Annotated in this window: 10 protein-coding genes; 8 read left to right on the top strand and 2 right to left on the bottom strand. The window is 41.2% G+C overall.

Annotation, left to right across the window (positions count from 1 at the left end):
• Positions 1 to 88: 88 nt before the first annotated feature.
• Positions 89 to 2,380, top strand: a complete 2,292-nt coding sequence (locus tag PQ456_RS20880; RefSeq protein WP_273613932.1) for a helicase C-terminal domain-containing protein — start codon at positions 89 to 91, stop codon at positions 2,378 to 2,380.
• A 119-nt stretch (positions 2,381 to 2,499) separates the two neighbouring features.
• On the opposite strand, the gene PQ456_RS20875 is transcribed toward PQ456_RS20880, so the two are convergent.
• The gene (locus PQ456_RS20875; RefSeq protein WP_273613931.1) at positions 2,500 to 4,992 is read right to left on the bottom strand and encodes an S-layer homology domain-containing protein; all 2,493 of its coding nucleotides are present in this window, start codon (positions 4,990 to 4,992) and stop codon (positions 2,500 to 2,502) included.
• Positions 4,993 to 5,132: 140 nt separating this feature from the next.
• On the opposite strand from PQ456_RS20875, the gene PQ456_RS20870 reads away from it, so the two are divergent.
• From PQ456_RS20870 to PQ456_RS20850, 5 genes are all read left to right on the top strand, one after another.
• The gene (locus tag PQ456_RS20870) at positions 5,133 to 5,651 is read left to right on the top strand and encodes a MarR family winged helix-turn-helix transcriptional regulator (protein WP_273613930.1); all 519 of its coding nucleotides are present in this window, start codon (positions 5,133 to 5,135) and stop codon (positions 5,649 to 5,651) included.
• 199 nt (positions 5,652 to 5,850) lie between these two features.
• The gene (locus PQ456_RS20865) at positions 5,851 to 6,351 is read left to right on the top strand and encodes a MarR family winged helix-turn-helix transcriptional regulator (RefSeq protein ID WP_273613929.1); all 501 of its coding nucleotides are present in this window, start codon (positions 5,851 to 5,853) and stop codon (positions 6,349 to 6,351) included.
• On the top strand, positions 6,351 to 8,084 hold the full coding sequence (locus PQ456_RS20860) for an ABC transporter ATP-binding protein (RefSeq protein WP_273613928.1): 1,734 nt from the start codon (positions 6,351 to 6,353) through the stop codon (positions 8,082 to 8,084). Before PQ456_RS20865 ends, PQ456_RS20860 begins: the two co-directional genes overlap by 1 nt.
• Complete coding sequence (locus PQ456_RS20855) at positions 8,081 to 9,937, top strand: ABC transporter ATP-binding protein (protein WP_273613927.1); 1,857 nt, start codon at positions 8,081 to 8,083, stop codon at positions 9,935 to 9,937. Before PQ456_RS20860 ends, PQ456_RS20855 begins: the two co-directional genes overlap by 4 nt.
• A gap of 25 nt (positions 9,938 to 9,962) precedes the next feature.
• Complete coding sequence (locus PQ456_RS20850) at positions 9,963 to 10,085, top strand: hypothetical protein (RefSeq protein ID WP_273613926.1); 123 nt, start codon at positions 9,963 to 9,965, stop codon at positions 10,083 to 10,085.
• 136 nt (positions 10,086 to 10,221) lie between these two features.
• Here the strand turns inward: PQ456_RS20850 and PQ456_RS20845 are convergent, their stop codons facing one another.
• Complete coding sequence (locus PQ456_RS20845; RefSeq protein ID WP_273613925.1) at positions 10,222 to 11,088, bottom strand: YitT family protein; 867 nt, start codon at positions 11,086 to 11,088, stop codon at positions 10,222 to 10,224.
• A gap of 359 nt (positions 11,089 to 11,447) precedes the next feature.
• Between PQ456_RS20845 and PQ456_RS20840 the strand changes: the two genes are divergently transcribed.
• Together PQ456_RS20840 and PQ456_RS20835 are read left to right on the top strand one after the other, a co-directional pair.
• Positions 11,448 to 12,350, top strand: a complete 903-nt coding sequence (locus tag PQ456_RS20840) for a diacylglycerol/lipid kinase family protein (protein WP_273613924.1) — start codon at positions 11,448 to 11,450, stop codon at positions 12,348 to 12,350.
• A 166-nt stretch (positions 12,351 to 12,516) separates the two neighbouring features.
• Positions 12,517 to 13,470 carry a nucleoside hydrolase gene (locus PQ456_RS20835; RefSeq protein ID WP_273613923.1) on the top strand — a complete coding sequence of 318 codons (954 nt, stop codon included), beginning with the start codon at positions 12,517 to 12,519 and terminating at the stop codon, positions 13,468 to 13,470.
• The last annotated feature ends 3 nt before the right edge of the window (positions 13,471 to 13,473 follow it).

Here is a 13,473-nt window from a genome sequence, read left to right as displayed (position 1 = left end):
TAAAGAGATTACAGTACAATAGAAATGATGCTTACTCAGCAAACTCAACAATCAAAGAAATAACAAATAGAGAGAGAAGGTGCGGAAGATGACGACCGTTATCGATATTTCAGTACGGACTTTGGTGGAATATGTGTATCGGACAGGCAGTATCGAATCAGGCTTCCGCGTAGCCCAGTCGATGCAAGAAGGGACACGTATCCACAAACAGATTCAAGAAGGATATGGTGAACACGGGGAAAAAGAAGTTCATCTCAAAACAGAAATTCCTTATCATGATCTACTGTTTCGGATCGAAGGACGTTGTGATGGATTATGGGTCGATGAACAAGGACTGCTTACTGTCGATGAGATCAAGTCGACTTCGATCTCAGCAGAAGATATTGGAGACGGGCGGGAAGTCCACTGGGCGCAAGCGCAGATGTATGGCTATATTCTTGCAGAAGATCGGCATTTAGATCAGGTGAGGGTTCAATTAACATATGTACACAAAAGCAGTGGGAAAGAGACCAAGCTAGAACGCATTCAGACCCGCGAACAACTACAACAGTTTGCACAATATACGGTTGCTGAATATGCACCTTATGCAGAAATGATCGCCAAGCATCGTCAGAAGCGTAACGATAGTATTGAACAGTTAGCGTTTCCTTTTGCCGGGTATCGATCCGGTCAGCGTAAATTTGCAGGAGCTGTCTACAAAACGATCGGTGAAAAGCTGAATCTATTTGCGGAAGCGCCGACAGGAACTGGGAAAACGATTTCGACTTTATTTCCAGCGATTAAATCGATCGGTAGCGAGCAAGCAGAACGACTCATGTATGTGACCGCGAAGACAGTCACCAGAGCCAATGCCGAAGAAGCATTGCAACGGATGGAAAACAGTGGCTTGAATCTACATGGCGTGACGATTACCGCCAAAGACAAAGTGTGTTTCTGCTCTGCAAACAGTACAGGTGGACGGGACAACTGCGAATATACCGAAGGGTATTATGACCGGATCAATGGTGCGATTCTCGATATGATGAGCAATGAGACGTTGATGACTCGCTCTGTGATTGAACAATATGCACAAAAGCATCATCTGTGTCCGTTTGAATTATCGATCGATGCTTCGTATGCGTCAGATGCTGTCATCTGCGATTATAACTATGTATTTGATCCAAAAGTATCGTTCAAGCGTCTTTCTGATGACATGCGCAAAAAAACGATTTTATTAGTCGATGAAGCCCATAATTTGGTCGATCGTGGACGTAATATGTTTTCAGCGGCATTAAATAAATCAGCTTTTCTGGATTTGAAAAGAGATTATAAAGACTCGGCAGAATCATTAGCCAAAATTGCCAGTGCGATTAATGCGTATTTTATTCGGTTACGCAAGCAAGGCGAAGATGGCAAGTTAATCCAGCGACAACAAGCACCGGAAGAAATTTTCCCTCTATTAGAAGAGTTTGTAATTCGAGCAGAAGTGACATTGTTAGAGCAAGGCGATCAGGGGGATATCCAATTGTTGCTTGAAACGTATTTTGCGGTACAAGCGTTTCTACGGATTGGGCGACTGTATGATATGGAAAGTCATATGACCTATGCAGAAGTACAAGGTAGTGATGTGTATTTGCGGATGTTCTGTATTGATCCTTCATTACAACTTCGTCAGACAGCCAAAGGATATCGCTCGGTGATTCACTTTTCTGCGACATTATCTCCGATTCGGTATTATCGCGATATGTTAGGGGCAGAGGAAGAAGATTATAATATTTCGATTGCTTCTCCTTTTTCGCGCGAACAATTGGAAGTACAGATTGTGCCGTTATCGACACGTTATCGGGATCGGGAGCGTACCCGAACTGAACTGGCGAATGTCCTTGCTCAATTGATTAATGATCGCCCGGGTAATTATTTAGCTTTTTTCCCTTCGTATCAGTATATGCAAGATGTGATTGATATTTTTGAGACCTTACATGTAGATACAGATGTGTTGATTCAGCAGTCCGGTATGGCAGAAGACGAACGGGATCGTTTTCTTCAAGCTTTTCAAAGTGATAATCCACGTACATTAACAGGGTTTGCTGTAATGGGTGGAATATTTAGTGAAGGGATCGATCTAGCAGGGGATCGACTAACAGGCGTTATTATTGTCGGTGTCGGGTTACCACAGATTGGGCCGGAGCGAGAATTGATTCGTGAGCATTTCAGTCAGGCAGGGTTCAATGGATTCGATTATGCGTATGTTTATCCGGGAATGAATAAAGTACTCCAAGCGGGTGGACGGCTGATTCGGACAGAAGAAGATAGAGGATTGTTGATGCTGGTAGATGATCGCTTTTTGCAACGCCCTTATTATCAATTGCTACCGACAGAATGGCGTAATGATTCTCTGTAAGTATATATCACCAATAACATAATCAAAGAGAAAAAAGTTCAAAAAAATACCCCTGTACAGTGGATTTCGCAACTGTGCAGGGGTATTAGCGTACAACTTTATATCATAGCCTTATCTTTTTATTTCTGTGAAGCTTTGGTAATTTCACTATACGCCCAGTGTCCAGGGGTTACATCTTTCCAGCTACTTGCGATGGAATCTGTAGAAGACGTATTTTCACCAAGTACACGATTCAATACAGTTACGATCTCAGCCCGACTCACTGCTTGATTCGGGTAAAATTGACCGTCAGGATAACCTTTCATCCATCCCGATTGAATCACTTCGCTGATCGTATTTGCTGCCCAATGTCCTTGTACATCTGCTGGTAAAGATGCTGTAGACGTTGTATTAAGTCCTTGCCAGCGAGCAATTAAAGTTGCCAGCTCTGCACGTGTCATTGGTTGAGCAGGTTTGAAATTGCCACCTGGATACCCTTGTAACCAACCGCTTCCTTCAATACTTTGGATACTGGAAGCTGCCCAGTATGAAGCAGGTACATCTTTAAAGTCTGTACTGCTTGTTGCTGTTGGCGTGGTTGCATTTTGGATCGCAAGTGCACGTTCTAACATAACAGATAATTCCGCACGAGTGACTTTCTGATCGGGACGGAATGTGCCATCAGGATAACCTTGAATATAACTACTTGCTTTGACATTAGTTGTCGACTTGGTCGGCGTTTTGGTAGCTGAATCTGTATTTTTATTCGTTGCTGTGCCGGTAGCTGCATTAGCTAATTCATCGTAGATCGGATTATCATCCAAAGCCGATGCGCCACTTGCTCCACCGCCACCGCCTCCACCAGTCACCATATTCGGATCCGGTAATGGTTCTGTCGGAGCCACAGGTACAAATGGTGCTGTAATCACCAGTGGTGGAGATACAGGTAACCCTTCATACGTATCTGTTGTTGGAGATGGTGTTGGCACTTGTGGTACAGGTTGAACAGGTTGAGTAGAGTCAACAGGTACTACAGGTGGAAGTGTCGAATTAGAAGATACCTGAACCTTATAAAATTTGGAAATTCCATTTTTGCCATGCACTTCAAGTGTAATAGTAGTCAGACCTGGATCAAGTGTCACTGGTTCTTCTGCATATACACTGTCTGTGACCGTTACGCCATTAATGATAAGCGACGCATCTGGATCATACACGCTTGCTTTGACTGTAGTCTGCGTGGTTCCATCAGGCAACGTTACAGCATAGGCTGTATTTTCAGGTGAGAATGAAGGTGTTAAAGCTCCATTTTCAATAGATAATGAAGCAAGATCTGTGCCCATATCAGGTGCAGTAGCATGGATTACAAATGCTTGCTCTAACGTGCTTCCATTACTTCCTGTTGCTAATACACGAATCGGATAGCTGGTCACTCCGCGTGTAAGTGCTTTGGTTGTTTTGACCTGATTATCTTGAATTGTAAAATAATCGTTAGCACTACTTCCCTCTCCACTAACCAGACTGTACGTAAACGTATCTTGTACTTTTGGATTTTGAGTAGAAGTGGTTAATACACCTGCTGTAGTACCTTCAGCGACATTCCATGCAATCGTATCGCCTGTCAAAGTAATTTCAGAAGGCACAGCCAGTGTATCGGCTGCATAATCTTCTCTGATCTGTGCTAGTGCACCATTCATATCAGAATCTAGACTACTATAAAATACTAACTCGGTAGTACCACCGGGCTCTAGATCGCCTGCATTGAATGTCAGGGTTAACCAATCATCGGTTAGATTGGCTGCAATATGCTTCCCACCATCTGTTTGAAATGCAGGTTCGATATAAGGATTACGGCTGAATCCAACAGAAGCTTGAGCACGTGGATCTTGTGCCACATACATGAATATATTATCGCTAGCATTACCAATTGCCGCAGCGATCGCCTCGGCATCTTGAGGTGGGTTAGAAGGCACCCAGTTAATCGTGCTGTTGTCTTCATGAAGATCAGCATCAATATCGGGATCAAGAAAGCGCATATAATGAACATCGTATACGGAATCTGTAACGCTGTTATTTTTGAGTGTGATCGTTGTTTTAAAGAAAGCATCTCCTGGTTTAAAAGAAATGTTTTGTTGTACGGCGATAGCTTGATCAGATGTGTTACCAGATGTTTGAGCGATTAATTGTTCATCTGTAGATAAGTCTTGCGTAGTACTTGGAATATCAATACTTCCACTTTGTTCTTCATTCACAAACGTCAACGGAGATTTGGAAGTTACAGATGGTTTGTAACCTACTACAAAACCTTCTGAAGGGCTTCCAGGCAAGACATAATCACCACTGGTCATATCTTTGCCAAAATCATAACCGTCTTTGTCTACATTCATACCGATATTACGTCTTATTGCCCCGGGATGAAAACCAGATGGGCTATCGCTAGCTGTGCCAAGTGTACCGCTACTTGAAACGCCTAGTTCGATATATGTTCCACCTAGAAATGTATCCTGACCGTTCTGCGCATGTCTTGCTAATTCAGATGCGTGTGTAGGAAGCGGTGGTAGTAGTAACAAGACAGCCATCAAACTACAGATCCCAGTTTGTAGCAGACGGCGTTGGTCAAACGGATTACTGCTCATCAGTTAGAGTCCTCCTTTATATATGAATAGTTCGCAAGTATTTGCAAACCTATACTACTGTTTATCGTAATCAAATGATTTAACTTTACATTTTTATGCAAAAAAGATTAAAAAATTGTTAAGAATAAGGAGTGATAGGTGTGAAGTTGGAGATTTCAGAGGTATTAAGTCAGACTTTTATGAAATTAACAGGAATACCTGAACATACACCAGCTGCTCAATCGGTGAAAACAACGATTCAATTTATTCGTACAGCTGAAGAAATTTTTAAAAGTATGGATGCACGTTTTGCAGGAATGGGATTATCGCGGGGCAAAATTATGATGTTATGCATCTTGTATGCGGATACGAATCATAGTCTGTTGCCTTCGGAATTAGCAGATCGAGCACAGGTGACTCGTGGAACGATTACAGGACTGGTTGATGGACTAGAATCCGAAGGTTGGGTCAAACGTATCCATGATGCCAAAGATCGCCGCCGTACTTCGGTACAACTGACTGAAAAAGGAATGCGATTTGTGGAGCAAAATGTAGAAGGATATGTAGGGCTTATGATTGCGCTGACTTCCAAGTTCGAGGAAGAAGATTTTGTGAAAATGCAGGAATTGATCTCCAAATTACGAGCAGGCTTTGAAGTCAGCAGTCAATTAGAAATATAACATTATTTACCATATAAATATAAATAGGATAGATTACCTTAAAATAAAGAATTAAATGTAGGATTATTACGAAAAGTGTATATAATTAAAAGTATATGGGGTTATAAACATTGACAAGGTGTGCATACAGATTTAAAATTAGTTAACCTAATAATTAGTATGGCTAAATAATAGGATTTTACGTTGAGGTGAATAAATGGTGGAAGAAGATTTGAAGTTTGAAGGAATATCACCGATGGGTGAAGAGTTATTACGTGCATTTCGTCTTTTTCGTAAAGCAGATTGGCGTCAAAAGCCAGTAGCGGGATATAAACCAAGTGAAATTATGGCTTTGATCTGTATAGGTAACAAAGCAGACTCGATTAGTTGCGGGATGCAAGTTTCTGAACTGAGTCGTCTACTTCGAGTAACTTCTCCAACGGTTACTCAATTGATCAAAGGAATGGAAAACGATGGATTGGTCGAGCGCAATATGGATCAAAGCGATCGTCGTGCTGTACGTGTGACATTGACGGATAAAGGTGCAGCGATTATGGAGCAGTCCCTTGCTGTTTTCAAAACGTCATTTGAAGGATTGGTCGATTATCTAGGAGAAGAAGATAGTCGCAAATTGACTGAATTATTAGGTCGCGTCTTTTCTTATTTCCAAGAACGAGTATTTGAACCTGCGGAACCAGAACATAAAGGGGATGCAGAGTAATGACCAAACTGCTAGGACAGCTTCGACCGTATTACGGTGGAATCGGTCTGGTTCTGCTGTTGGTATTTTTGCAAACGATGTCAGAATTGTTCCTGCCTACATTGATGGCTGATATTGTAGATACTGGTATTGCGGCAGGGAACACAGCTTATATTTTGCGGATTGGCTTATATATGTTACTCTTTGCCGCAGGTGGAATGTTATGTTCCATCGCGGCTAGTTACTTTTCAGCCAAAATTTCGATCGGATTTGGTCGCGATCTACGCAGTCGTGTGTTTTCGCATGTCGAAAATTTTTCGTTACAAGAATTTGATCGTATCGGTACAGCTTCGTTAATTACCCGTACGACCAATGATATTACACAACTTCAACAAGTGCTAACGATGATGTTACGGATGATGGTCATGGCACCGCTTATGATGCTTGGCGGTCTGATTATGGCAATCTCCAAAGATGCAGAGTTATCGCTTATTTTCGTTATTGTGATTCCGTTGTTAGGGCTAGCTATTTTCAGTATTGCTCGCAAAGGGATGCCACTGTTCAAAGCATTACAAAGTAAATTGGATCGCTTAAATATGGTTATGCGTGAAAATTTAACCGGATTGCGTGTTATTCGTGCATTTAATCGGGATACGTATGAAAGCAAACGGTTCGATGGAGCTAGTCGTGATCTAGCGGATACTGCTATTTCGGTTAATAAATTAATGGCATTGATGATGCCTGTAATGATGCTTGTTTTGAATTTCTCGATTATTGCGATTATTGGATTCGGTAGTGTACGGATTAGTTATGGAGATATGCAAGTCGGTGATCTGATGGCATTTATTCAGTATGCGACTCAGATTTTATTTTCATTCTTAATGTTATCTGTAATCTTCGTTATGGTGCCGAGAGCTTCTGCTTCTGCAACACGTATTAATGAAGTATTGCAAATGAAACCAGAGATTGAAGATCCTGAGCATCCTGTAAGTTCTACTATTCAGGAACGACGGGGAAGTGTGATTTTTGATAATGTGACTTTCCGTTATCCAGGAGCAGAACAGCCTGCGCTAGAACAGATTTCATTTCAAGCCAAAAGCGGTGAAGTCACAGCGATTATCGGTGGAACCGGCTCAGGCAAATCAACACTGGTGAATCTAATTCCGCGCTTTTACGATGTAGAAAGTGGACAGATTCTAGTCGATGGGATCGATATTCGGGAGCGTGATCAAGCATCACTGCGTGCGAAAATCGGCTATGTGCCACAAAAAGCATTACTTTTTACAGGAACAATAGCTGAAAATATTCGTTATGGATATGAACAGGCGACCGATGAAGAAATGAAGCATGCGGCTACGATTGCGCAAGCATCTGATTTTATTAGCGAAATGAAAAATGGATATGATTCTGTGATTGCACAGGGTGGATCGAATGTATCGGGTGGACAGAAGCAACGGTTGTCAATCGCTCGTGCATTGGTACGTAAGCCTGAATTGTATATTTTTGATGATAGTTTCTCAGCACTTGATTTCAAAACGGATTCTAAATTACGCGCAGCGCTCAAAGCCGAAACAACCGATGCAGCGGTATTGATGATCGCTCAGCGTGTCAGTACAGTAATGGATGCAGATCAAATTCTTGTGCTGGAAGATGGCAAAATTGTCGGTAGAGGCACACATCGTGAATTGTTAGAAAGTAGCGAAGTTTATCGTGAGATTGTGTCTTCGCAACTGTCGGAGGAGGAGATCGCATGAGTGAAGAGCAAAAACCAAAACCTCCACAACGACCACAAGCCGGACAGATGGGTGGCCCACCACGGATGTCTTTGCCAGGTGAAAAGCCTAAAGATTTTAAAGGTACATTAAGAAGATTATTATCATATCTTCGCCCTTATCGGATGCAATTACTTGTTGTGCTAATTGCTGCGGTACTCAGTACGTTATTCAGTATTGTGGCTCCGCGTATTATGGGAATGGCGACAGATGAATTATTTAACAGCGTCACCGGCGGAACTGCTATTAATTTCAGATATATTATAGATTTATTGATGATTTTGGCTGGATTGTATTTGTTCAGTTCGTTATTTGCTTATTTTCAGCAATACTTTATGTCAGGTGTAGCGCAGAATACAGTCTATGAGATGCGTAAAGATGTTAAAAGCAAATTATCCCGTCTACCGCTTCGTTACTATGATCAACAGTCTCATGGTGAAGTGCTAAGCCGGGTAACGAATGATGTAGATAATATCAGTAATACGTTACAACAAAGTCTAACCCAGTTGATTACTTCGATCGTAACACTGGTCGGTGTTATTGTAATGATGCTTACTATCAGTCCATTGCTAACATTGATTACTATTTTGACGATTCCACTGAGTCTACTCGTTACAATTGTAGTGGCGAAGCGTTCGCAAAAACATTTTGCTGGACAACAAGCATCACTTGGTGATCTGAATGGACATGTCGAAGAAATGTATACCGGACATCGTGTTGTCAAAGCTTTTGGACGGGAAAAGCAGTCTTTAGCCCAATTCGATGAGCTTAATGAAAAACTGTATGAATCGGGTTGGAAAGCGCAATATATTTCCGGTACGATTATGCCGTTGATGTCGTTTATCAGTAATATCGGTTATGTGCTTATCTGTGTAGTGGGTGGTATTATGGTGACCCGCGGTACAGTCGGTATCGGTGGAGTACAAGCATTTATCCAGTATGCGCGTCAATTCTCGCAACCGATCACCCAGCTTGCGAACATTTCTAATATTATTCAATCGACTATTGCTTCAGCAGAGCGCGTATTTGAAATTATGGATGAGCAGGAAGAAGAAGATCAAGCGATAACTACGATTGCTCGTCCTGTACGTGGTGATGTAACATTTGAGCATGTCGCTTTTGGTTATAAAAAAGATGAACTGCTTATAGACGATATGAATATTCATGTGCGTGCCGGACAGACGGTTGCGATTGTAGGGCCGACAGGAGCAGGGAAAACAACATTGATCAATCTGTTAATGCGCTTCTATGAATTGAATAACGGTCAGATTACGATAGATGGTCAAAATATCCGCGAATTATCGCGTGCTGAACTACACAGTCTATTTGGAATGGTATTACAGGACACCTGGCTGTTTGGTGGAAGTATTCGGGATAATATTGCGTATGGACGTGAAGATGCCACAGAAGAAGAGATTGTACGAGCTTCTGAAGCCGCGCGTGCTGATCACTTTATCCGTACTTTGCCGGATGGGTATGATACAGTGCTGAATGAAGAAGCATCTAATATTTCACAAGGTCAAAAGCAATTGCTGACGATCGCGCGTGCTATTCTGGCTGATCCTGCGATTCTGATTCTAGATGAGGCGACCAGTAGTGTGGATACGCGGACAGAAGTATTGATTCAACAAGCGATGAATACATTGATGGAAGGGCGTACGAACTTTGTAATTGCCCACCGTCTGTCTACGATTCGTGAAGCCGATCTGATTCTAGTGATGAATCATGGTAAAGTGATTGAGACCGGAACGCATATTGAATTGTTAGCACAAGAAGGGTTCTATGCAGACTTGTATAATAGCCAATTTACCGGACAGGTGAAAATAGCGAATTAATTTTAATGGTATGGAGGATATTGTTATGATCTTAGGCGTAATTTTGATCTGTATTGTAGCAGTTACTCCGATTGCTTATCGTCATCACAAGCGAATCCGTATATTAGAAGATAAAGTTCAGCAATTAGAACAACAAAGAAATAATTAACATAAAAGAACGATCTGCATTCCTATTTGTAGGGATATAGATCGTTCTTTTTAAGTTGGGATACAATAGTAGATAAGTTAGAAATAACAAAAAAAGCCTCTCTGTCGTAGTGCAGAGAGGCTTTTGATATCATCAATTAGTGAATATTTTTCTTCTCAAAGTTACCACCGATAACTTCTGACACATGCTCAATGGCAAGGAAAGCAGAAGGGTCGATATCTTGTACAATCGTACGTAACTTGGCAAGTTCGAGACGAGTTACAACGCAATAGATCATTTGTGTATCTTCTTTGGAATAGCCGCCTTTAGCGTACATGAAAGTTGTACTTCTTCCCAGACGGTCCACAATCGCTTGCGAGATTTCTTCGTACTCTGAAGAAATGATCGTAACCGATTTGGATTCTTCCAAACCTTCGACAACAATATCCATCACTTTGGCTGCGATATAATACGTAAAGATCGAGAACATTGCTGAATCCCAACCGAATACAAAACCAGCAACGGCAAAGATAAATACGTTAATAATCATAACGATTTGTCCTACAGGCATATGGAAACGTTTGGAAAGCAAAATTGCTACAATCTCTGTACCATCCAGCGATCCCCCAAAGCGGATAACCAGACCGATTCCGAATCCAAGAATAACTCCACCAAACATACTGGCTAGAATCTTATCATCTGTCAGTGCAGGTATATGATGTAAATATGCAGTCATCAACGACATGACTGTAATTCCGTATAAAGTAGAAAAGGCAAACGTTTTACCGATCTGTTTATAACCGATAATCAGAAAGGGAACGTTAATAATAAAGATAAAGAGACCTAATGGAACAGGAGTCACTTCAGACAAAATAATTGAAATCCCTGTTATTCCTCCGTCAATCACGGTGTTCGGAATAAGGAAAATTTCGAGGGCTACTGCCATCATTACAGCACCAGTTGTAATGAAAATGAATTTGGCGAGCAATTGGACGGGAGTTAATTTGCGGTGTTTTCTCGGCATACACAATCCTCTTTCTCAAATTATTAGGTAAGATTATTGAGTAATTCCATAAGCGCTACACGTTATGAATATTATTTCATAAACAAGCGAACCGATCGAACTATTCAACAATATCTAAAGAGCACAATTGTACTAAAAAAGATAAGTTACCTATATAAATAATATCATACATTTCTTTTCAATCCTAATAAAACGTAAAATTTAATCAATAAACTTCAAAAAAGGCAGAATTCTCAAGCTTTTCGTATGTTATCGTAGCCAAGCAAGAGAAATGTACGTATTTGTCTGTTAATCGTTTAAAAGGTAGTCAAACAAGGGTATGAATAAGTATCTTATGCTCCAATCATGGGGGTACTTTTATGTATAACAAAGGGCTACTTATTTATAACGGACATGCAGGTTCGCTAACTCCAGAATTACTAGGAACGGCTTTGAGTATTTTGTCGTTAGCATTATCTGAATTGAATGTACGCCGAACAGATCAACCGGGTGAAGCACAACAGCTATGCAAAGAATTAGGAGAACAATACGATGTTGTCTATATTCTAGGTGGAGATGGTACAGTGCATGAATGTATTAACGGATTAGCATTACTGGATCATCCGCCGGTTATAGGTGTATTGCCAGGTGGTACATGTAATGATTTCTCGCGCGCACTGATGATGCCTCAACAAATGGCCAAAGCGGCAGAAGTACTGAATGAACGCTATACACGTACGATTGATATTGGAACGGTGAATGGACAATACTTTACGAACTTTTATGGTATTGGATTGATCGCGGAAACGTCGCAAAATATCAATCCTGATCTGAAAGGCGCTTTCGGTAAAATCAGTTATTTTCTTAGTACATTACAGACTGTACGTACTGCTGAACCGTTTACGTTTCATTTGACTCATGATGAAGGAGAAAGCGACGGGGAAGCGATTATGATCTATGTAGCCAATGGACGCTTTTTGGGAACGAATCCGTTACCCTTTCCAGCAAGCTCGCTTGAAGATGGTCTGTTAGATGTGCTGATTATTCGTGAAGCAGGATTACCTTTACTACGTGAATTGGTAAGTCGCAAAACAGAAGAAGTCTGGAATCCACAATACAGTAATATTGATTATATTCGCACTACAAAAGCCACATTAACTACTGCTCAACCGATGCCTGCGGATATGGATGGCGAAATTTATTTGGAGACACCCGCAGAGCTAGGTGTATTATCAGGAAAATTAACATTTCTGATCGGAGAACCCGTAGCAGATATACAATAAATCGAAGTAGAACTTATGATCAAAAGTAAGCATAATCAGCCTAACAATTGACGGTGATCTGGATAAGGGCTGTCTGGTATTCTTGAAGGCATTATGATATGAATAGAGAGAACGTGAAATTCAAGCATCGTGATATACAGATGCATTACAGGGGGAACAAGCAATCATGTCACAAGTTCAATCGGTTTATTTTAACCATGATGCTGGAGTCGATGATCTAGTATCTCTATTTATGTTATTGCAGATGGAAAATGTAAAATTAACAGGGGTATCGGTTATTCCAGCAGACGGATATTTGGAACCTGGTGCAGCAGCTAGTCGCAAAATTATTGATCGTTTTGGCACATATGCGCCAGAAGTAGCTCGTTCCAATTCACGCGGTAAAAATCCTTTTCCAGCGGCATGGCGGATGCATACATTTTATGTAGATGCGTTACCTATTCTAAATGAATCCGGGAAAATGGAAGCACCACTGGCTGAATTACCAGCTCACCGTCATATGATTCAGCAATTGTTACAAACAGAAGGAAAAACAACATTGCTATTTACCGGCCCTCTTACCGATCTAGCTCGTGCGCTTGATGAAGCTCCAGAGATCGAAGACAAAATTGAAAAATTAGTCTGGATGGGTGGCGGATTTGCACATGGGAATGTCGATGAGCCTGAACATGATGGAAGTGCAGAATGGAATGTATTCTGGGATCCTGAAGCGGCACATCGGGTATGGCAAAGTAAGATCGTGATCGATCTGGTTGCTTTAGAAAGTACCATTAAAGTGCCTTTAGACTTAAATATCCGTAAACGCTGGTCAACAGACCGTCGTTATGAAGGTGTCGATTTCTTAGGTAACTGTTATGCTTGTTGTCCACCGCTTGTACATATGGAGAACAATTCAACGTATTATTTCTGGGATGTATTAACCACATTGTCGATTGGTCGTCCAGATATTGTACAGAAAAAAGTAGTCAATTGTGTTGTGATTCCAGATGGTCCATCACAAGGTAGAACGGTAGAACAAGCCGATGGTCGTCCGGTGAATTTTGTATATGATACGAATCCGACTGCCTTTTTTGATTATATGATAGAACTTGCGAAAAAATCAGCACCGGCTCGTTATTAATAC

Source organism: Paenibacillus kyungheensis, assembly GCF_028606985.1.
Taxonomy (GTDB): Bacteria; Bacillota; Bacilli; order Paenibacillales; family Paenibacillaceae; genus Saccharibacillus; species Saccharibacillus kyungheensis.
The sequence above is the reverse complement of the archived record's forward strand: the minus strand, read 5'-3'. Positions and strand labels throughout refer to the sequence as shown.

What these genes read in the sequence shown, in the direction of transcription:
- PQ456_RS20855 (WP_273613927.1), top strand. Translation starts at nt 8,081, where the DNA reads ATGAGTGAAGAGCAAAAACCAAAACCTCCACAACGACCACAAGCCGGA.
- PQ456_RS20875 (WP_273613931.1), bottom strand. Translation starts at nt 4,992, where the DNA reads ATGAGCAGTAATCCGTTTGACCAACGCCGTCTGCTACAAACTGGGATC.
- PQ456_RS20840 (WP_273613924.1), top strand. Translation starts at nt 11,448, where the DNA reads ATGTATAACAAAGGGCTACTTATTTATAACGGACATGCAGGTTCGCTA.
- PQ456_RS20880 (WP_273613932.1), top strand. Translation starts at nt 89, where the DNA reads ATGACGACCGTTATCGATATTTCAGTACGGACTTTGGTGGAATATGTG.
- PQ456_RS20845 (WP_273613925.1), bottom strand. Translation starts at nt 11,088, where the DNA reads ATGCCGAGAAAACACCGCAAATTAACTCCCGTCCAATTGCTCGCCAAA.
- PQ456_RS20850 (WP_273613926.1), top strand. Translation starts at nt 9,963, where the DNA reads ATGATCTTAGGCGTAATTTTGATCTGTATTGTAGCAGTTACTCCGATT.
- PQ456_RS20835 (WP_273613923.1), top strand. Translation starts at nt 12,517, where the DNA reads ATGTCACAAGTTCAATCGGTTTATTTTAACCATGATGCTGGAGTCGAT.
- PQ456_RS20860 (WP_273613928.1), top strand. Translation starts at nt 6,351, where the DNA reads ATGACCAAACTGCTAGGACAGCTTCGACCGTATTACGGTGGAATCGGT.